The sequence below is a fragment of the Mycolicibacter sinensis genome, assembly GCF_001667375.1.
Taxonomy (GTDB): domain Bacteria; phylum Actinomycetota; class Actinomycetes; order Mycobacteriales; family Mycobacteriaceae; genus Mycobacterium; species Mycobacterium sinense_A.
Genome location: NZ_LZIN01000036.1, coordinates 12,457 through 32,948 on the forward strand (window position 1 = coordinate 12,457; position 20,492 = coordinate 32,948).

At 63.4% G+C, this 20,492-nt stretch carries 20 protein-coding genes; 15 read left to right on the forward strand and 5 right to left on the reverse strand.

Going from position 1 to position 20,492, the window contains the following annotated elements:
- Window positions 1-6: 6 nt before the first annotated feature.
- Window positions 7-879 (reverse strand): cation diffusion facilitator family transporter, encoded by an 873-nt coding sequence (locus tag A5771_RS06780; RefSeq protein WP_064854448.1) that lies wholly within the window; start codon window positions 877-879, stop codon window positions 7-9.
- A gap of 185 nt (window positions 880-1,064) precedes the next feature.
- Between A5771_RS06780 and A5771_RS06785 the strand changes: the two genes are divergently transcribed.
- Together A5771_RS06785 and A5771_RS06790 are read left to right on the forward strand one after the other, a co-directional pair.
- Window positions 1,065-2,288, forward strand: coding sequence for a cytochrome P450 (locus tag A5771_RS06785; protein ID WP_064854503.1), 1,224 nt, complete (start codon window positions 1,065-1,067; stop codon window positions 2,286-2,288).
- A 19-nt stretch (window positions 2,289-2,307) separates the two neighbouring features.
- The gene (locus A5771_RS06790) at window positions 2,308-2,502 is read left to right on the forward strand and encodes a ferredoxin (protein WP_064854449.1); all 195 of its coding nucleotides are present in this window, start codon (window positions 2,308-2,310) and stop codon (window positions 2,500-2,502) included.
- A gap of 143 nt (window positions 2,503-2,645) precedes the next feature.
- On the opposite strand, the gene A5771_RS06795 is transcribed toward A5771_RS06790, so the two are convergent.
- Together A5771_RS06795 and A5771_RS21790 are read right to left on the reverse strand one after the other, a co-directional pair.
- Window positions 2,646-3,323 carry a PadR family transcriptional regulator gene (locus A5771_RS06795; RefSeq protein ID WP_064854450.1) on the reverse strand — a complete coding sequence of 226 codons (678 nt, stop codon included), beginning with the start codon at window positions 3,321-3,323 and terminating at the stop codon, window positions 2,646-2,648.
- A 203-nt stretch (window positions 3,324-3,526) separates the two neighbouring features.
- Window positions 3,527-4,003, reverse strand: a complete 477-nt coding sequence (locus A5771_RS21790) for an SDR family NAD(P)-dependent oxidoreductase (protein WP_207545399.1) — start codon at window positions 4,001-4,003, stop codon at window positions 3,527-3,529.
- Between the two features lie 217 nt (window positions 4,004-4,220).
- On the opposite strand from A5771_RS21790, the gene A5771_RS06800 reads away from it, so the two are divergent.
- The 6 genes from A5771_RS06800 (at window position 4,221) to A5771_RS06825 (ending at window position 11,003) form a co-directional block, all read left to right on the forward strand.
- Entirely contained in the window at window positions 4,221-5,081 is an 861-nt protein-coding gene (locus A5771_RS06800) for an IclR family transcriptional regulator (RefSeq protein WP_064854451.1), read from the forward strand.
- A gap of 212 nt (window positions 5,082-5,293) precedes the next feature.
- On the forward strand, window positions 5,294-6,454 hold the full coding sequence (locus A5771_RS06805; protein ID WP_064854452.1) for a Rieske 2Fe-2S domain-containing protein: 1,161 nt from the start codon (window positions 5,294-5,296) through the stop codon (window positions 6,452-6,454).
- A 45-nt stretch (window positions 6,455-6,499) separates the two neighbouring features.
- Window positions 6,500-7,681, forward strand: coding sequence for an acyl-CoA dehydrogenase family protein (locus A5771_RS06810; protein ID WP_064854453.1), 1,182 nt, complete (start codon window positions 6,500-6,502; stop codon window positions 7,679-7,681).
- Window positions 7,682-7,684: 3 nt separating this feature from the next.
- The gene (locus A5771_RS06815) at window positions 7,685-8,590 is read left to right on the forward strand and encodes a VOC family protein (RefSeq protein WP_064854454.1); all 906 of its coding nucleotides are present in this window, start codon (window positions 7,685-7,687) and stop codon (window positions 8,588-8,590) included.
- Between the two features lie 11 nt (window positions 8,591-8,601).
- Window positions 8,602-10,059, forward strand: coding sequence for an FAD-dependent oxidoreductase (locus tag A5771_RS06820; RefSeq protein WP_064854504.1), 1,458 nt, complete (start codon window positions 8,602-8,604; stop codon window positions 10,057-10,059).
- A gap of 35 nt (window positions 10,060-10,094) precedes the next feature.
- A complete protein-coding gene (locus A5771_RS06825) occupies window positions 10,095-11,003 on the forward strand; it encodes an alpha/beta hydrolase-fold protein (RefSeq protein WP_064854455.1) in 909 nt (302 codons plus the stop codon).
- A gap of 111 nt (window positions 11,004-11,114) precedes the next feature.
- Here A5771_RS06825 and A5771_RS06830 read toward each other — a convergent pair whose 3' ends face one another.
- Window positions 11,115-11,501, reverse strand: coding sequence for a DUF732 domain-containing protein (locus A5771_RS06830; protein WP_082947089.1), 387 nt, complete (start codon window positions 11,499-11,501; stop codon window positions 11,115-11,117).
- A 412-nt stretch (window positions 11,502-11,913) separates the two neighbouring features.
- Window positions 11,914-12,351, reverse strand: coding sequence for a CAP domain-containing protein (locus A5771_RS06835; RefSeq protein WP_234782979.1), 438 nt, complete (start codon window positions 12,349-12,351; stop codon window positions 11,914-11,916).
- Between the two features lie 384 nt (window positions 12,352-12,735).
- Between A5771_RS06835 and A5771_RS06840 the strand changes: the two genes are divergently transcribed.
- From A5771_RS06840 to A5771_RS06870, 7 genes are read left to right on the forward strand one after another with little or no spacing between them, the layout of a single operon-like run.
- The gene (locus A5771_RS06840; RefSeq protein WP_064854457.1) at window positions 12,736-13,446 is read left to right on the forward strand and encodes an MlaE family ABC transporter permease; all 711 of its coding nucleotides are present in this window, start codon (window positions 12,736-12,738) and stop codon (window positions 13,444-13,446) included.
- Entirely contained in the window at window positions 13,443-14,297 is an 855-nt protein-coding gene (locus A5771_RS06845; RefSeq protein ID WP_064854458.1) for an ABC transporter permease, read from the forward strand. Before A5771_RS06840 ends, A5771_RS06845 begins: the two co-directional genes overlap by 4 nt.
- 4 nt (window positions 14,298-14,301) lie before the next feature.
- A complete protein-coding gene (locus A5771_RS06850) occupies window positions 14,302-15,705 on the forward strand; it encodes an MCE family protein (protein ID WP_082947091.1) in 1,404 nt (467 codons plus the stop codon).
- 26 nt (window positions 15,706-15,731) lie between these two features.
- On the forward strand, window positions 15,732-16,760 hold the full coding sequence (locus A5771_RS06855) for an MCE family protein (protein ID WP_064854506.1): 1,029 nt from the start codon (window positions 15,732-15,734) through the stop codon (window positions 16,758-16,760).
- On the forward strand, window positions 16,757-18,064 hold the full coding sequence (locus A5771_RS06860; RefSeq protein WP_064854460.1) for an MCE family protein: 1,308 nt from the start codon (window positions 16,757-16,759) through the stop codon (window positions 18,062-18,064). The genes A5771_RS06855 and A5771_RS06860 overlap by 4 nt, the downstream gene beginning before the upstream one ends.
- A complete protein-coding gene (locus A5771_RS06865; protein WP_064854461.1) occupies window positions 18,061-19,356 on the forward strand; it encodes an MCE family protein in 1,296 nt (431 codons plus the stop codon). The genes A5771_RS06860 and A5771_RS06865 overlap by 4 nt, the downstream gene beginning before the upstream one ends.
- Window positions 19,353-20,492 (forward strand): MCE family protein, encoded by a 1,140-nt coding sequence (locus A5771_RS06870; RefSeq protein ID WP_064854462.1) that lies wholly within the window; start codon window positions 19,353-19,355, stop codon window positions 20,490-20,492. Before A5771_RS06865 ends, A5771_RS06870 begins: the two co-directional genes overlap by 4 nt.

Here is a 20,492-nt window from a genome sequence, read left to right on the forward strand (position 1 = left end):
TCTTCTTCAGCATCCGATGGGGCAGTCGCCGCCCTGTCCGGGCGGCTCCACCTGGACGGTGGCATGGGTCAGTCCGCGAGCGGCCAGCACCGCACGCGCCCGGCCGAGCACCCGGCCGGGGTCGGTGTCGGCGCGCAGGTGAGCGGTGGCCATGTCCTGGCCCGGAACCAGCGTCCAGACGTGGAGGTCGTGGACATCGGTGACCCCGTCGACGGCGGCCAGCGCCGCCCGCAGTTCGTTGACGTCGATGTGGCTCGGCGATGCCTCCGACAGGATCCGCAGCGCGGCGCCGGCCAACGCGAACGCCCGCGGCAGCACCCACAACGCGACGAACACGGCGACGACCACGTCGGCGTAGGGCCAGCTGGTGGTCACCGTGACGACACCGGCGATCAACACCCCCACGCTGCCGACGGTGTCGGCGACCACCTCCATGTAGGCGCCGCGCACCGCGAGGCTGTCCGTCGCGTGCGAGCGCAACAGCAGGGCCACCCCGGTGTTGACGGCCATGCCGGCGACGGCGACGACGATCATCGGCACACCGGGCACATCCGGTGCGGTGCCGATCCGGCGGATCGCCTCGGTGAGGATGAACGTCGCCATCCCGATCAGCAGCACCGCGTTGGCCACCGCGGTGAACACCTCGGCGCGGTGCCAGCCGTAGGTGCGCGACGGCGAGGTGCTGCCGCGCCGGGCCAGCATCACCGCGGCCACGCCCATGAACAGGGCGGCCAGGTCGGTGAGCAGATGCCCGGCGTCGGCCAACAGAGCAATCGAGCCGATCATCATCGCCGTGGTCAGTTCGACGACGAAGAACGCAGCCAGGATCACCGCCGACAGGACCATCCGGGACAGTCGGGCGTCGGGGTGACTGTGCATGCCGACGAATCTAATCCGTTGCCGGTCCGCAGGAGCCGACCGGATGTGGCCCAACCCCGAACTGGGCTTGCAGGTGTCCTCGCACACAACTATTATTGTACGACTATTCGGTAATTAGATGACGAATAATCGACATTTACGCAGTGTCATTTGAGCCGCCGCAGCACGTGAGATGGAGGAGCCTCATGACGACGATGCAGGACGAGGCAGTGACGTTCTCACCGCGCTCGGGTGAGTCCTGGCGCAGTCCGTGGCCGATGTATGCCGCGTTGCGTGAACACGACCCCGTGCACCACGTAATTCCGGACCACGCTCCGGACAAGGATTATTGGGTGCTGTCCCGCTATGCCGATGTGGTGGATGCGGTTCGTGACTGGGAGACGTTCTCGTCCTATCACGGGTTGACCGTCGACTATGGCGAGGTCGAGAGGCTGGGCCTCGCCGACAATCGTCCGCTGGTGTTTCTAGACCCCCCGGAACACACCGAGTTGCGCCGTCTGGTGCACAAGGGATTCACCCCGAAGCAGATGGTCAAGGTCGAGCCCGCGGTTCGCAAATTCGTCGTCGAGCGTATCGAGCGGTTGCGCGCCAATGGCGGCGGCGACATCGTCACCGAGTTGTTCAAACCTCTGCCCTCTATGGTGGTCGCGCACTACCTCGGTGTCCCCGAAGGGGATCAGGGGCAGTTCGACGTGTGGACCGACGCTATCGTTTCCGGCGCCGTAGCCGAGGGCCAGTCGCAGGCGGCGATGGACGCCGCTATGGAAATGTTCGGGTACTTCGCCGAGTTGGTCGAAAGACGCAAGGCTGACCCGGGCGATGACACGATTTCCCATATGGTTGCGGCTGGCCTCGGTGCTGCCGGCGATGTCAGTGGCTTGCAGAAGATCATGGGCTGGACATTCACCATGGTCACGGGGGGTAATGACACCGTAACCGGGATGCTCGGCGGGAGCGCCCCGTTGCTCACCGAGCATCCCGATCAGCGGGCGAAGTTGATCGAGGACCCAAGCCGGATCGGCGAAGCTGTGGAGGAGTTGTTGCGTCTGACGTCGCCGGTGCAGGGATTGGCCCGCACCACAACTCGTGACGTACAGATAAATGGCGTGACGATCCCCGCCGGGCGCAAGACGCTATTGCTGTACGGCTCGGCGAACCGCGACTGGCGCCAGTATGGACCGGATGCCGAGGAACTCGACGTGCTGCGCAAGCCAAAAGGGATCCTGACCTTCGGTCAAGGCAACCACCACTGCATCGGCAACGCCGCGGCACGGATGGAGTCGCGGGTGGCTATCGAAGAGTTGCTCGCGCGGTGCCCGAACTTCAGCGTCGACTGCGATGCCATCAAGTACGCCAAGGGCATGTTCACCCGGAGGCCGATCAGTATCCCGTTCGTCCCTGAGGCCTAAAATTCCAAGGAAAGTCGTCATGAAGGTAGAAGCCAACGAGAACTGCGTCGGCAACGGGATCTGCGAAGGGATACACCCGTCTGTATTCGAGGTCGGCGACGACGGTGTGGTCATCGTGCACAATGCCAAGATCCGCGAGGAAGACCACGATCTGGTGTGTTATGCGGTCAAGAGCTGCCCCGCCCAGGCCTTGCGGCTCGTCAACGAATCGTAAATGGTGGCGAGCGCCCGGGATCGCGATCATTTTGGGCTGCAACCGATTCAGCATCGGGTTGATCGTTGATCCAAGGCCGCAGCGGTGGGGAGCGATCAACTTTCAGCCCGAGGCCCCTTCGGTCTGAAAGCGCCCACTACTGACTAGGCATTGTGCGACTGCACCCATCTTTCAACTTCACGCCACCGCCCAGGCGCAGGCATTGGGACTTCACCATCCGCAGCACGCTGGGCATGCACGAACTCTTCGGTCGCCTCGTCGATATCTTTGATCAACTGAAGTGCGAGTTCGCGTTCGGCCTCGTAATAGCGCTGAGACCAGCGCATCGCCACTCTCGAAAATGCCCAGCCCGGCTCCAGTGCAGCGCCCTGCTCGTCGAGTGCCACGCGTTGGCGCATCCGATCGACATAGGCGATGTGTTCCTGCACAATCTTTTTGAGGCGGTCGGGATCGCTGAGGTGTCCCAGCCAAACCCGCAACAGGACACCGTGTTTGAGCATAGGTGGATCGACCGTTCCCTCTCCGCACCACCTGCTCAGCGCGTCCCTTCCTAACTCGCTGATCTGGTAGATCCGTCGCCCCCGCACCTCGTGATCGTGTTGTACTCGCGACACGACGTAGCCCAACGACTCAAGCCGCTTCAACTCTGAGTAGATCTGACTGGTGGATGGGCTCCAGTAGAAATGCCGAACCGTCCAATCCGCCCACTTATCGATGTCGTAGCCGGATAGCTCTTCGTTGAAGGCCAGCATGCCGAGAACCGTCCAACTTGTTGTTCGCAAGTTCGGCAGCTCATCATTTGGTGGCTGGGGCGCCGTCATGGGCTCATCGTAGTCATTCTGAGCACTGACAGGGAAAGTGGTCCGCTCAGTGGGACGACGCCTCGGTACGGCGCAGGGGCCGAAACACCCGGTGCGTCGTTGTTCCGGCTGGTCGGCCGGTGGCTGATCTTCTGCCAGAAGACGATTCGGCGGTTTCTTCGGGCAGTCTTGTGCGGCGGTCGGTGACGTTTGCTTGGCCTCCGTCAAGCGGAATGATTGCAACGGTGAGGTAGTTGAAGTCGGGCCCGGTCAAGGCGCGACCGCAGCACCGGTGTCGTGGCGGAAACTATCCACCCGCCGGAGTGGGATGTCCTTCTGGAACGCCTCGGCCTGACCAAGATGTCGATCCGTTCGAGCGTTGCGACGACGCCATATACCGTTGCGGTGATCGCTGCCGCGTCCTTCACGTCGCAGACGAAAACCGTGGCGGGACCGTTGGGCTCCGTGCCGGCGTTGTTGCTTGCCGCAGCGGCTGACTCAAGTGTTGCTGCGGTCCTGCCGACCGATGCGACGTGGGCACCTCTGTCGACCAGCTCGGCCGCAATACCCAGGCCCACGCCGCCCCCGGCGTCGGTGGTGAGAGCGACTTTTCCGGCGAGGGGTTTCGTCATCGTCGGGTCCGTTTCCGTGATGGTGGCATGCTCCACCGCGGAGAAGCCTCCCGTCTCTTTGGGGGTCAACCGGGTCAGGGGATGGGAATCACCTGGTATGCCCGCTGATCGGGAGAGGTCGCAGCGTTGGCCTCGCTCCTGGCGGCTGAGGCGCGGCCGGAACCGGCGGCCGGCCGTCCATAGGGCCGGCCGCCGGTTCCTGATTACCGTGACAATCCTCACGACGGGATGCTATAAATAGGACTATTCCAAACTGGAATAGCTCGGTTAGGACGATGGAGGGGCGATGTCGACCCAGGCGGACGCTGGTACGCCCAGCGCGATGATCGATCGCGTGGCACTCATACTCGACGCGTTCGACGAACGGGGTTGTCTGACGCTGGCCCAGATCGTCAGTCACACGAATCTGCCGCGCTCCTCCGCGCATCGAATGCTTGAGCGGTTGGTGCAGCTGCGCTTCCTGGGCCGTCGCGGTCGGCACTACGAACTTGGGATGCGCTTGATCGAACTCGGCCATCTTGCGGTCCATCAGGACCAGGTACGCCGCGCAGCGGCTCCGTTCCTATGGGATCTGTACCGGGTTACCGGCCTGGTCGTGCATTTGGCGATTCTCGATGGCGTCGACGTCGTGTACCTCGACAAGGTTGGGGATCGGCTGGCCGCAGTGCTGCCGAGCCGGATCGGCGGTCGCCGTCCGGCGCACTGCACCGCCGTAGGTAAAGCCCTGCTGGCCAACGCCGGCCAGAGTGGTCTCGCCGATTTCGGCACCGACCCGCTGAGGCGGCAGACCAACTATTCCATCTCTACCAGGACACAGCTTTGCGATGAGCTGACCAAGGTGCGTGCCCGCGGGTACGCGTTTGAACGTGAGGAATCGGTGCCTGGATTCGGTTGTGTCGCAGTCCCGATCGGCGACACGGAGAAGACCGTCGCAGCGGTGTCAGTCTGCGGCCCGGTGGATCGGATCCGGTTCGACCATCGGCTGGCGACGCCGGTGCGGATGACGGCCGTACGTATCTGGCACAACTTGGACGACAGTGGTGTCCGCCCGACGCTGCAACGGCAGTCGGTCTACGGCGGGCAGGCCCAACCACTGGCGCCGCGGTCAGAGTGCAAGACTCAGCGGGACGCCCTTCAATACGCCTGACAGCAGCAATAATCCGCGTGATCGACGACAGGCCCCGGGGCGCGCGTTCGCCCCTCGGAGCCGATACCCGCACGGGAACAGTATGACTGCCGCCCTGTCCAGGAGTGTGTCGCTGCTCCCACTGACCGGGAGCAGCCATCGACACCCCGGACCCAACGGGGGCACCCTAGTGGACATCACCAACGTCAGAGGTCACGGATGGAAAGTTTGCGATGAACTCGATCGATGAGTCACGTGATGACTCAACAACATTCAGAGGTATCGAAGCGGATAATGCGCCGACACGATTCGCTAGGGGCTGGCACTGTCTCGGCTTGGCGAATGCCTTCCGGGACGGCAAGCCGCACCGAGTCGATGCGTTCGGGGCCACCCTGGTCGTCTTCGCGTCCCAGTCCGACGGCGAACTCCACGTGCTCGACGGGTACTGCCGGCACATGGGCGGCAACCTCACCAGGGGAACCATCAAGGACGATTCCATTGCCTGCCCCTTTCATGATTGGCGCTGGGGTGGCGACGGCAAATGCACCGAGATCCCATACGCGCGTCGAGTTCCTCGGGTAGCCCGTACCCAATCGTGGCCGACCCTGGAACGTAACGGACAGCTGTTCATCTGGCACGACCCGCAGGGCAGCAAGCCAACTGGCGACGTGACGATCCCGGCCATCGAGGGGTACGGCACACCGGAGTGGACCGACTGGACCTGGAACTCCCTGCTGGTCGAGAACGCGAACTGCCGGGAGATAGTCGACAACGTCGTGGACATGGCGCACTTCTTCTATGTGCACTATTCGTTTCCGCGGTACTTCAAGAACGTCTTCGAAGGCCACGTGGCCACCCAGTACATGGAATCGACTGCACGCGAAGACATCGTGACGGGGACCAACTACGGTGATCCGAACTCGACGCTTCGGTCGGACGCCTCCTATTACGGACCGTCATACATGATCGACAAGCTTTGGATCGAGGCCCACGGCGGCGTCGTAGAGACGGTGCTGATCAACTGTCACTACCCGGTGACCCCGAACTCATTCGTGTTGCAGTACGGGGCCATGGTCAAGAAGCCGGAGGCCGTCAGCGATGAAGCCGCGGGCCAGATGGCAGCGCAGTTCGCCGAGGGAGTCGAGCTCGGATTCAAGCAGGACATCGAGATCTGGAAACACAAGACCCGGATCGACAATCCACTCCTCACTGAAGAGGACGGCCCGGTGTATCAGTTGCGGCGCTGGTACGAGCAGTTCTATGTCGATGTCGAGGACGTAGCCCAAGACATGGTCAACCGCTTCGAGTTCGAGGTCGACACCGAACGTGCCGTCACGAGCTGGAAGGCCGAGGTTGCCGCGAACCTGACGAAGGCAGCGGAAGCAAACGCCTGAAGCGCTTCTTCACCCAATCGATCCCTGCACGCGAAAAGGAAGACCATGGCAAACCAAGTCCTCGACAACATCATGCGGATCGCAGACGAGATCCGCGGGCAGGCCGCCGAGGCCGAACGACTCGGCCGCCTGCCGGATGAGACCGCGAAGCTGCTGAAAGCAGCCGGTCCGATCAAGCTACTGCAGTCGAAACGCTACGGCGGCTACGAGGCGCACCCCCGCGACTTCGCCGAGACCGTGATGGCAATTGCCGCATCGGACGGTGCCTCCGGATGGATCTCGGGAGTTGTTGGGGTGCATCCGTGGCAGTTGGCGTTCGCCGATCCCAAGGTGCAAGAGGAGGTGCTGGGAGAAGACAACAACACCTGGATGGCTTCACCGTATGCGCCCACCGGTATTGCGGTGCCGACCGATAGCGGCTACGTGTTCAACGGTCGCTGGCAATTCAGCTCCGGCACCGATCATTGCGACTGGATCTTTCTGGGCGCCATGCTCGGAAACGCGGACGGCGGCATCGCGAACCCGCCGACCATGCTGCACATGATCCTGCCGCGCGACGATTACCAGATCGTCGAAGACTCGTGGAACGTTGTCGGATTGAAGGGAACCGGGTCCAAGGACATCATTGTGCGCGATGTCTTCGTGCCCTCCTACCGGGTGATGAATGGCGACCAGGTGATCGACGGAACCACCCAAAAGGAGGCGGGGGTCAGCGAGACGTTGTACCGCCTCCCATGGTCGCACATGTTCCCACTGGGCATTACTTCGGCGGTGATCGGTATCGCCGAGGGTGCGCTGGCCGCGCACCTCGACTACCAGCGCGACCGCGTCGGTGCGCAGGGCACTGCGATCAAGGATGACCCTTACGTGCTGTATGCGATCAGCGAGGCAGCCGCCGATATCAATGCCGCACGGCAGGAGCTGCTGGCCAACGCCGACGCAATCTGGGACATCGTCGACTCCGGTAACGAGGTGTCGTTCGAGCGGCGCGCGGTCGGTCGGCGTACCCAGGTACGCGCCGCGTGGCGGGCGGTGATGGCGGTAGACCAGATTTTCGCGCGATCCGGAGGTAACGCGTTGCGCCTCGACAGCCCGCTGCAGCGATTCTGGCGTGACGCGCATGCCGGGCTCAACCACGCGATCCATGTGCCGAGCACCGTGTTTCATGGCACCGCGCTGGCATCGCTGGGTCTCGAACCTGCCGAACCGCTGCGGAAGATGATCTGAGTTATGAGCGAGGTCAAGAACCTGGGCTACATCACCATCCGAACCCCAAATATGGTTGGCTGGCGCAGCTTGGCTCTGGACGTACTCGGGTTCGCTGAGGGGCACGGCCCGAACCCGGATGCGTTGTACTTGCGAATGGACGAGCGGGCCGCACGCATCGTGGTACTGCCCGGTGAGATCGACCAAGTGGTCAATATCGGCTGGGAGGTTCGCGACGGCCCGGCATTGCGGCGGCTGCGTGAATGTCTGGAAGCCGCCGGAGTTGCGGTGACGCCGCTGTCCCTGAAAGATGCTGACTCGCGTCGCGTTGAGGATGCGATCTCATTCACCGATCCGACTGGAGCCCCCCTGGAGGCCTTCTGCGGGCCGATACTGGACCACAGCCCGGTGATCACCCCGCATGGCGCGAAGTTCATCACCGGGAGTCAAGGTCTCGGTCACGTGGTCCTGCCCACCACCGATGTGGGCGGTGCATTCACGTTCTACACCGAGGTGCTGGGCTTTCTTCCTCGCGGGGCAATGCGCCTGCCGGCGCCGCCGGAGTTGGGCCCAATGCGGATCCGGTTCCTCGGGATCAACCAGCGTCACCACAGCCTGGCCCTGTGCCCTACACCGCATGGGGGCGCTCCGGGACTGATCCACATCATGGTGGAAGTCGACTCGCTCGACGCTGTAGGCCAAGCGTTGGATCGTGTGAAAAACGCAGGATTGTCGCTGTCTTCGACCCTCGGCAGGCATACCAACGACAAGATGGTCTCCTTCTATGTGCGGGCGCCCGGCGGTTGGGACATCGAGTTCGGTACCGAGGGAATGAAGGTCGACGAATCCGTCTATACCGCGGAGGAGATCACCGCGGACAGCTACTGGGGACATGACTGGTCCGGCAGCCAACCGCTGGCGGCGATGTGAACACGACCGAGATGACCGATGTCTGGCCGGTGCCGGCACGCAGCATTGTGCGATGGGACGAGACCGCTGACGTCGTCGTCGTCGGCTACGGCATCGCCGGTGTATCGGCTGCGGTGGAGGCCGGTCGCGCCGGGGCCGACGTGTTGGTGCTGGAACGGACCGGCGGGTGGGGAGGCGCGGCCTCGTTGGCCGGCGGATTCATCTATCTCGGCGGCGGGACCGCGATCCAGCAGGTGTGCGGCTTCGAAGATTCAGCGGAGAACATGGCCGCCTACCTGTGCGCGGCGATGGGACCGGGAGCCGACGAAACGCGCATCGCGGACTACTGCGCGGGCAGCGTCGCGCACTTCGAGTGGCTGGTCGGTTGCGGGGTTCGCTTCAAGCCGAGCTTCTATGCCGAGCCGGGCTGGGAACCGCCAAGAGATGACGGCCTGATGTACACAGGCGGTGAAAACGCCCATCCGTTCAACGAGGTCGCCGTCCCAGCGCCCCGCGGTCACGTGCCACAGATGGACAACAAGCGAACCGGCGAACGCGGCGGCGGCTACATGTTGATGAAACCGTTGGTGGACACCGCGACTGCGCTCGGCGTCCGCGCGTCCTACAACATGCGGGTCCGCAACCTCATCGTTGCCGCCGACGGACGCGTCGTGGGCGTAAGGGCGCGACAATTCGGCAAGACCGTGGCCATGCGGGCCCGTCGCGGCGTCGTGCTGGCAAGCGGCAGCTTTGCATACAACGATTCGATGGTCACCCGATATGCTCCTCGCCTGGCCGGACGCCCAGCCGCCTCCATCGAGGAGCACGACGGGGTGGCCATCCGGATGGCGCAGGCTGTAGGCGCGGACCTGGCCCACATGGACGCCACCGAAGTAGCCTTCTTCGCCGACCCGCAGCTGCTGGTGCGCGGCATCCTGATCAATGGTCGCGGCCAGCGTTACGTTGCCGAAGACACCTACCCGGGCCGAATCGGGCAGCTCACCTTGTATCACCAAGACGACAAGGCCTATCTGGTGATTGACGCCGACGCCCACGAACAGGCGATGGCGGCCCGATCAGCGACTCCAGAGTTGTTGCGTCCACCGACGTGGGTCTGTGAGAGTGTGGCCGATCTGGAGCAGGAGATCGGATTGCCGATCGGCACGCTGCAAGCCACCGTCGCCGCCTACAACCAGGCGGCGGAGGCCGGTGGAGATACGGTGTTGCACAAGAAAGCGCAGTGGCTCAAGCCGATCGGAACCCCGGTCGGTGCCATCGACCTACGCGGCAGCACCGGAGGATTCACTCTCGGCGGCCTGTCCACCACTCTGCACAGCCAGGTGCTGCACGTCAGCGGCGAACCGATCCCGGGGCTGTTCGCCGCGGGACGGGCGACGTCCGGACTGGCCGCCTGGGGATACGCCCGCGGTGTTTCCCTGGGTGACGGAAGCTTCTACGGGCGACGAGCCGGTCGCCGGGCGGCAGCCTAGAACAGAACGAACACAACCTATTCAGTGAGGTGTGCATGAGGGCTCTATCGATGATCCTGCGGATGGTGTGCGCCGCGGTCTTGGCGCTGGGACTGTGGGGCAGCGGCGCAACCGTGGGACCCCCCGGCGTGGCTCGGGCGGCGGCATACGAATCCCTGATGGTGCCGTCGCCGGCAATGGGCCGCGATATCCCGGTCGCCTTCCTGGCCGGCGGACCGCACTCGGTGTATCTGCTTGATGCTTTTGACGCCGCCCCCGACGTCAGCAATTGGGTGACTGCCGGAAATGCTATGAATACCCTGGCGGGCAAGGGGATTTCGGTGGTTGCGCCGGCTGGTGGCGCCTACAGCATGTACACCGACTGGGAACGCGACCGCAGCAGACAGTGGGAGACGTTTCTGACCAGCGAATTGCCGGACTGGCTGGCGGCCAACAAGGGCCTCGCGCCGGGCGGTCACGCCGTCGTGGGCGCCGCACAGGGCGGATACGCGGCGATGACGCTGGCAGAGTTCCATCCCGGCCGCTTCCGTTACGCGGGTTCCATGTCCGGATTGCTCTATCCCTCGGAAACCACGATGAGCGGTGCGCTCATCACCGGTCTGCAACAGTTCGGCGGCGCCGACGCCTACGAGATGTGGGGGCCGCCCCAAGCCGGCCGGTGGAAGTGGCATGACCCCTGGCATCATGCGTCTCGACTCGCCGACAACACCACCCGGATATGGGTTTTCAGCCCGGCAACACTGACTGCCGAAAACCCGGCCGCCCTGCTCGGCTACCCCGATCAGATCCAGGCCACCAACCGGATGTTCTTCACGCAGTACCGGGCTGTCGGCGGCCAATTCGGTCACTTCGATTTCCCGGTCAGCGGCGACCACGGCTGGTCGTCATGGGCCCCGCAACTGTCGGCGATGTCCGGGGACATCGTCAGCACCATCCGCGGCTAGTCTCCTCGAGCTCAGACCTGCGGGAACCCCGGTGGCGGATAGACGCCCTTCAGTATCCAGGCCCACCAGTTGTTCGCATATACAAGCTCATCGCTGAGGTCGTAATCCTCTTCATCCATGGAACACCTCCAAACTCGACGCCGGCGTGTAGTTGGCGGCCGAATTCCTCAGCTGCCAGATAAGATTCGGACACAGCTCGTTGGCTGCCTGGCTGATCAGATAAGACGACTGGAACTCGTCCACCGTTTGGAAGTCGGCCTTGACCCCGGCGACGAGCAGGGCGTAACTGCCACCCTGCTCGATCTTGTGGCAGATGCCGTATCCGTAGCCAAGCGCCTCGTCGGCATTGCCAAAGTTGTAGCCGGGCCGTATGAACACGTTCAACAGATACGCGGTCTCGTCCCAGGCCCGGGTAGCTGGAGCATCGATTACCGAGAAGCTCAGCATGCCCGCCACAGTCAATACCGGTCCGGCCCACGATTTCTTGCGGCCGCTCATGTTGTGGTCTCCAGTGGACCGAGTGACTGACAGCTGCCCTGGCTGGCGTCCGAATCGGCATCGTTGGAGGGGCTGATGGAACAACCGCTGCCGGTTACGGTGAGTTTCACACCCGGTTGCGTCGAACCGAGGAAGGCCTTCGCTGGCACCCACGCGTACTTGGTGTCACAAACCGGGGGGTCCGCAGGTGACGCGACGCAGACTGTGACCTTCACCGGTTGGGCCGTGCCCTTGCACTTGGTCGCCTGAGCTGTCGCGGTGACACCGGTGGCTCCGCCCGGCAACGTGGTGCGCTGCGGGGGGAACAGCTCGAACAAGCAGTTCTCGACGCTGTGCGCTCGAGCCGGTGCTACTGGCAATACCAGCTGAAGCCCCAAGGTAGACAGCGCAACTAAGACGTGCAGTGGGCGGATCATTGCGGCATCCCGGGTTGGCCGTATACCGCGACCAACGCCGTGCGGAAGGGGCTATTCTCCGACCAGACGCCGATGGCGGTGTTGCTGCAGTCCTGCATGATGGCGCGCGACTCCGGATCGTTCCACCACTGGTTGACGATTGCGATCCCGCTGATAGCCACCGACGGGGCTATCGCTATCGTTTCGGCGCTCCTGCCGATGAACCCGCTGTCGCGAGCCCGGTCCGCGGTTGTCGATCCGTCGGAGCCGATGTGCCCATCGATCTGGTTGTCTCGCACGTCGAAGCTGTGCCGGCGTGCAGCATCGGTCAACCGCGGATCCATCCGAGACTGCACCGGGCAACCGTTGTTCGCCTGTGCAATGAGAATGTCGTTCAGCACGCTCTTGTTGAGCCGGAGGTTGTCGGCGGTTGCCCCCGCGGCGGTGAACAGCATGGCCGCGACCATTACGAGTGACCCACATACAGCGACCGCCAGGCGGGCTCTGCTAGGACTGGCCGCCATTGTTCCTCCTTCGGCGTGACGGGCCGGCGCCCGACGATGCCTTGAACCGACCACATTGTCGCGGGCGACTGGTCGACGACGGCAACGTATTCCCGGTGAGTGGGAACGGGCCGTCCTCAGCGCGTTGAGCGCTCATAACCTATGCCGGTCGCGTCAAACCAAGGGTTCGAATCGCAGGGGGAAGGGGAAGACCTAGTGGCGGGTGTGTTGCTCCGCAATGCGCGTCGAGTACCGCGGGCGATTACCGCCGGGTTCGATCCTCAGTGGGCCGGTGTTGCTTCTCAGCCGATCCGCGCCCTCGGGGGGTTTTTCGCGATGGCGCTCGACACCCTGGTCCTGATGTTCAGGCGACCGTTTGCCTGGCGGGAGTTGGTGCTGCAGACCTGGTTCGTCGCGCGGGTTTCGATCGTTCCGACACTGCTGTTGGCGGTCCCGTTCACCGTCATCACCACCTTCATCATCAACATCCTGCTGATCGAACTCGGCGCGGCTGACTTTTCCGGTACCGGCGCCGCCGTGGGCGCCGTCACCCAGATCGGCCCGATGGCGACTGTGTTGGTGATCTCCGGTGCGGCTGCCACCGCGATGTGTGCAGACCTCGGTGCCCGCACCATCCGTGAAGAGCTCGACGCCCTGCGGGTAATGGGAATCCAGCCGATTCAGGCGCTTGTGGTACCGCGCGTCATCGCGGCAACGGTTGTCGCACTGGCACTGTCCTCACTTGTGACCATGGTCGGCCTCGTCGGTGGCTTCGTGTTCTCGGTGTTCTTTCAGCATGTGACGCCGGGAGCCTTCGTTGCTGGGCTGACCTTGCTGACCGGGACAGTCGATGTGGTGATCTCCTTGGTGAAGGCGACGTTGTTCGGGCTGGCAGCCGGCCTGATTGCTTGCTACAAGGGGATTTCGGTCGGTGGGGGGCCGGCTGGTGTCGGCAACGCCGTCAACGAAACCGTCGTGTTCTCATTCGTCGCGCTGTTTGTCATCGATGTGATCGCGACCGCCGTCGGGGTCAAGGTCAAAGGATGAGCGCCAGTGTCGTGAGCCCGCTCTACCCGCGGCTCTACCGCAGCTTTCGTCGATCGGTCGACGGATGGAACCGGCTCGGCGCCCAAGCGTATTTCTACAGCAAGACCGTGACATCGGTCGGTGAGGCGTTCGCGCACTACAGAACCGAGATTGTTCGACAGATCGCGCAGATGGGCCTCGGTGCCGGAGCGCTGCTCATGATCGGCGGCACGATCTCGATCGTGAGTCTGTTGACGCTGTCCGGGGGTGCACTGTTGGCGGTGCAGGGCTATGACCAGTTGGCCGATGTCGGCGTGGAGGCGCTCGCGGGGTTCACCTCAGCGTTTCTCAATACGAGGCTGATCGCGCCTTTGGTGGCCGGCGTCGGGTTAGCAGCCACCATCGGGGCAGGCGCGACCGCGCAGCTTGGAGCGATGCGAATCGCCGAAGAGATCGACGCGTTGGAAGTGATGGGCATCCGCTCGATCGCCTACCTCGCCTCCACTCGGTTGGTGGCCGGTGTCATCGTCGTAATACCCCTCTATTGCGTCGCGGTGTTGGCATCGTTTTGGGCTACTCGGGTGGGAACCACGGTGTACTACGGGCAGGCCAGCGGGGTGTATGACCACTACTTCAATACGTTTTTGAACCCCACGGATCTGATCTGGTCGTTCCTCGAGGCGATCATGGCGGCGATCGTCGTGATGTTGATTCACACCTACTATGGCTTCACGGCTCGTGGCGGTCCGGCCGGAGTCGGTGAAGCAGTGGGGCGTTCGGTGCGCGCCTCGCTGATCGTGGTGGTATCGGTGACTGTGTTAGGCACCTTGGCCATCTACGGCCAATCCGGCAACTTCAATCTGTCGGGTTAGCGACATGTCAGACGAAACTGGAATACGGGTAACCCACCCAGGGTGGTGGACGTCGGGCCTGATCGTCGTCGTCATCATCGGGCTGTATATGTCGATGGCCCTGTTCTCCCGGTCCTTCACGAGCACCATTCCAGTGACGGTGAGTGCCGACCGGGCCGGACTGGTGATGGAACCCGGCGGGAAGGTCAAATTACGCGGCGTCCAGGTCGGCCGGGTCGAGTCAGTCAGCGTCGGGAAAGAATCGGTGACCCTGAAACTGCACCTCAACCGCGACCAACTCAAGCAAATCCCGGCCAATGTGGAAGCGCGGATTCGGGCCACCACCGCGTTCGGGGCCAAGTACGTCGATCTCGTCTACCCTGATTCGCCCAGCCCGAAGCGGCTGGCCGCGGGCGCGATGGTGCCCACCCGTGATGTGGCGACCGAGGTGGACAACGTCTTCCAGAACCTGATGGATGTGCTGCATCAGATCGACCCGGCCAAGTTGAATGCCGTATTAACCGCAGTGGCTGATGGTGTGCGCGGACAGGGGAGCCGAATCGGCGAAGCGACCACCGCCACCAACGAGATTCTGGTGGCGCTGAATACACGGCATCCGACCATCAGTCGGGACTGGCGCGCGCTGAAGGAGTTCAGTGACACCTACAGCTCCGCTGCAGCGGACATCACGTCGATCATGGACGCGGCCAGCACGACAAGCGCCACAGTGATCGATCACGCCGGCGAACTGAATACGTTACTGCTCAGCACAATCGGGCTCTCTAGCAGCGGGGTCAGCTTGCTCGAACCGAGCCAGGACAACCTTGTTCGGGCAGTCAATGCCCTGAAACCGACGACCGATCTGCTGATGAAGTACAACCCGGTCTACACATGTACGCTCGTCGGCGCACAGTTCTATGTCGAGCGTTCCGGCTACTACATGGCTGGAGGCAACGGCAGGTCAGCGGTATTGGACGACGGCCTTCTGTTCGGGAAGGACCCGTACCGTTATCCCGATAACCTGCCGATCATCGCGGCCAAGGGCGGTCCCGGCGGCGAACCCGGTTGCGGGAAGTTGCCTCTCGTGGACGACAACTTCCCCGTGCCCTATCTGGTGACCAACACCGGCTGGGGCACTGGCATCGATGTACGCCCCAACCCCGGGGTGGGCGTGCCGGGCTGGGTCGATTTCTTCCCCTACACCCGCGCAGTACCGGAAGAACCGACCGTGCGCTATCCGGGGCCGCCGGCTCCCGGACCGCCCAACTCGCCACCCTATGGAGCCCCGCTGTACACGCCAGACGGCACCCCGGCCTATCCAGCCGCACCTGGAACACCGATCTACGAAGGGATATTCGGTACGCCGCTGTGGCCCGATGAGCCGTCCCAACCGAGTGAGCCGGCACCGCCGCTCCGACCAAGCCAGTGACCGCTGAGCAGCAGAGGAACCACACCATGAAACAGGCTCTGGTAGGCGCCGGGTGGCGCCTTGTCGTTTTCATGGTCGTTTGCGCGCTTGGAATCGGCCTCCTGTTCATTACTTTCGGTGCTCTGCGCTTCCGGGCTGAAAATACGTATCAGGCGCTGTTCACCAACGTGACGGGCCTGGCCAACGGCGATTTCGTCCGCATCGCCGGAGTCGAGGTCGGCAAGGTCAAGCGCATCACGGTCTTGCCGGACAGCGCTGTGGCGGTGGACTTCTCCGCCGACCTATCGGTCATGCTCACCGCAGGAACCAGGGCGGCGATCCGCTACGACAACCTGATCGGTGACCGCTACCTCGCGCTCGAGGAGGGCGCCGGGGAAGTCAAGCAACTCGTACCCGGCGACACCATCCCCGTCGACCGCACTCAACCCGCCCTGGATCTCGATGCGCTGATCGGCGGATTCCGTCCACTGTTTCGCGCGCTTGACCCGGAGCAAGTCAACGCGCTCAGTAGCCAACTGATCGCCGCGCTGCAGGGGCAGGGAGCGACCATCGGATCGTTCTTCGCCCAGACCGCCGCGCTGACCAACACTCTTGCCGACCGTGATCAGCTGATCGGCCAAGTCATCACCAACCTGAGCACCACGCTGGGCTCGCTGGGCGACCAGAGCGGCCAGTTTGAAAAGGCAGTCGATTCGCTGTCGGAACTGGTGAAGACATTGTCAAATCGCAAGACTGACATCGCCAAAGCGGTCGCCGGCGGAGACGCGGCCGCCGGGTCGTTCGCCGACCTGCTCAGCCAGTCGCGTCAGCCGTTCGCCAAGACAGTCCACGAATCGGACCGCACAGCCACGAACGTGCTCGCTGACCATGAGTACTTCGACAACTTCCTCAACACGTTGCCGATCCCCTATCAGGCGCTTGCCCGCCAGGCGCTCACCGGGGCGTACTTCAGCTTCTACTTGTGCGACGTCGTACTGAAGCTCAACGGCAGAGGTGGTCAACCGCTGTACGCCAAGGTAGTCGGCCAGGACACCGGGCGGTGCGCGCCTAAATGAAGCTCTTCAGTGAACGGAATCCGCTGGCTGTCGGAATGGTCGGCATCGTTGTGACGACTGGCGCGGTATTAGGCGCCCTTGGGTACGACAAGCTGCCGTTCATCGCCGGCGGGAATAGCTATTCGGCATACTTCGCCGAGGCCGGCGGGCTCGTCCCGGGGGCGGCCGTACACGCGTCGGGATACCAGGTCGGGAAGGTTTCCAGCACCGCGTTGGACGGCCCGCAAGTACTGGTGAAGTTCACCATCTCGAAAAATATCCACCTCGGGGCCGACACCGAGGCGGCGATCAAGACCAAGAACCTGCTGGGCTCGAAGATTCTCGAAGTGACCTCCCGCGGAGATGGTGAATTGAGCCAGCCAATACCGCTGCAGCGCACCACATCGCCCTACCAGTTGCCCGACGCCCTGGGCGATCTGGCCACTACCATCAGTGGCCTGGACACCGGGCAGGTCTCTGACGCGCTATCCACGCTGGCCCAGACGTTTCACGACACTCCGGCCGATCTGCGAGAAGCGGTCAACGGGGTCGCGCGGTTCTCGGAGGTGTTGAACCAGCGCGATGGTGAGCTGCGCAAGCTGCTGGCCAACGCCAACAAGTCAACCGCCGTCCTCGCGCAGCGAAGCGAACAGGTAGTGAGCCTGATCGCGGACAGCAACGCACTGCTGGCCCAACTGCGAACCGAGAGCATGGCTCTAGACCGCATCTCCACTCATATTTCAGCGCTCTCTCGACAACTGTCGGCCTTCGTCGCCGAGAACCGCGCCGAACTCCGGCCCGCATTGGACAAGCTCAACGGGGTGTTGACGATCGTCGACAATCGCAAGGAACGCGTGCAGAAGGCGCTGAAACCCCTCAATGCCTACGCGCTGTCGCTTGGTGAATCAGTATCTGCGGGGCCGTTTTTCAACGCCTATATCGTCAACTTGATCCCCGGCCAGTTCCTGCAGCCCTACATCGATGTCGCGTTCGGCGACCTCGGCCTGGACCCCCACACCTTGCTGCCGTCTGATCGCACGGATCCACCGACCGGTCAGCCGGGTACTCCGCCGCTGCCGATGCCGTTTCCGCGCACCGGCCGCGGCGGCGATCCGCCGATGTCGGTGTCGGATGCGATCACGGGTAACCCGGGCGATCCGCGTTATCCGTACCGAGAGCCGTTGCCGCCGGGTGCGCCGGGTGGTCCGCCCCCTGGTCTGCCGATGCCCCTGCCGCCCGGTGATTCGGTACCACAGCCGACTCCGGCGCCGGCGTACGTGCCGGCCCCGGGTGAAGCGCCGACGTCGAACGGTGGACATCGATGACGCGCCGTAACGCCAGAATCGGACTGGCCGCCGTCACTGCGCTGTGCTTGATCACCGGCCTGCTGGTGGCGGTACGCAGCATCGAGGAAGCCAACCGCGTCAACGTCGTGGGCTACTTCGAGAACAGCAACGGGATCTTCGTCGGCGACGATGTCCGCATCCTGGGCGTGACGGTCGGCAAGATTGACAAGATCGAGGCACAACCCACCCGGGTCAAGATCTCGTTCTGGTTCGACGACAAGTACAAGGTGCCCGCCGACGCGAGCGCTGCGGTCTTGTCGCCATCTCTGGTGACACCGCGCACCATCCAACTGACACCGGCCTACACCGGTGGCCCGACCTTGCCGGACGGCGCGGTGATCCCCGAGAATCGCACCGCAGTGCCGGTCGAATACGACGACTTGCGCGACCAGCTGCAGAAGCTCACCGAGATGCTGCAGCCGACCCGTCCGGGCGGCGTCAGCACGCTGGGCGAGTTCACCAATACCGCAGCGGACAACCTGCGCGGCCAGGGTGTGAATATCCGTGATGCTGTTATCGAGCTTTCCCAGGCGTTTTCCACCCTGGGAGACCATAGCGACGACATCTTCACATCGGTACGAAACGTGTCGACTTTGGTGTCGGCGCTACAAACCAGCACCGGCTCGATGCGACAGCTGAACCGCAACCTCGCAGCGGCCACTGCAGTACTGGCCAACGACCCCAACGAGGTCGGCAACGCGCTCCGGGATCTGCACACCGCGATCGGCGACGTACGCGGCTTCATCGAGGACAATCGGGAGGCGTTGGGCACGGGGGTGGACCGGCTGTCCACAATCAGCCAGGCCGCCAACGACAGTGTTCCGGAAATCAAGCAGTTACTGCATATTGCGCCTAACGCATTCGCCAACTTCTCGAACATCTACCAGCCCGCTCAGAACGCGCTGACCGGTCAGCTGGTCATCAACAACTTCGCGGACCCGGTCGGCTTCATCTGCGGTGCGATCCAAGCGGCGTCAAGGCTCGGCGCCGACCAAGCGGCGAAACTGTGCGTGCAGTACATGGCGCCCATCGCCAAGAACCGGGCCTGGAACTTCGCCCCGATCGGAGAGAACCTCTTCGTCGGCGCGATGGCTCGCCCCAACGAGATCGACTACAGCGAAAACTGGATGCGCCCGGATTACATTCCGCCGCAAGCGCAACCACCTGTCGATACACCCAATCCGGCCGGGCATCCCGCGCCCGTCTCGGTTCCGGCCAATCCCGCGACCGGGTTGCCGGGAATGATGCTGCCGCCAGGGGGGGGATCGTGACGTGGACGTTGCGCCGCAGCGCTGCCGGCGCGGTGGTGGCACTCGCCGTTGCCGCGCTGCCCGGTTGTGGTGATTGGCACGGATTGAACTCGCTGCCGTTGCCGGGTACTGCCGGTCGTGGTCCCGGCGCGTATACCATTCAGGCGCAGCTACATGATGTGACGAACATCCAACAGAACTCCCGTGTCCGGATCGGCGATGTGACGGTCGGCAACGTCACCAAGATCGAACGCCAGGGTTGGCATGCGCTGCTGACCATACGGCTCGACGGGGACGTCGAACTACCGGCCAACGTGATCGTCAAAGTGGGTCAGACCAGCCTGCTGGGATCCCTGCACATCGAATTGGTGTCCCCCAAAGATGTGCCGTCTGAAGGTAGGCTGCACGATGGCGCCCTGATCCCGCTGGCCCGAGCCGGCGAGCAACCCACCACAGAGCAGACATTGGCGGCGGTGTCGCTGTTGCTCAACGGCGGTGGGGTCGGCCAGCTCCAAGACATCACCGAGGCGTTCAGCACTGCCAACGCCGGGCGTGTGGAAGACCTGAAAAGCCTTATCCGGCAACTGGATATCTATATGGGTCAGGTCAGTAACCAGACCCCCGATATCATTGCGGCCACCGACAGCCTGAACAAGCTGGTCGGTCAGTTCGCGGATCAGAAGGACGTGATGGATCGGGCGCTGCGGGTCATCCCGGATGCGCTGAGGGTGCTCAAAGAGCAGCGAGTCACCCTCGGTGACGCACTAGGTCAGGTGGGCGAGTTCAGCTCCCTGGCTGCGGAATCGGTCAACCAGACCAAAGATGCCGTGGTTCAAGAACTCAGGAATTTGGGCCCCGTCTTCGAGTCGCTGGGCGACGCCGGGCCGTCGCTGACCCGCTCGCTGAGCCTGTTGGCCACGTTTCCATGGTCGAAAGAGACGCTCACCAACTGGGTACGGGGCGATTACGCCAACCTGACGGCGGTCATCGACTTGACGCTGAGCCGCCTCGACTCGTCATTTTTCACGGGCACCCGCTACGAAGGCAACCTCACCCAACTCGAGATGCAGTGGGGCCGCACGATCGGACAACTACCCAGCCCCTACACCGCCACAAACCCACTGACCGTTCCGTACCACTTGGACCAAGGGTCATAG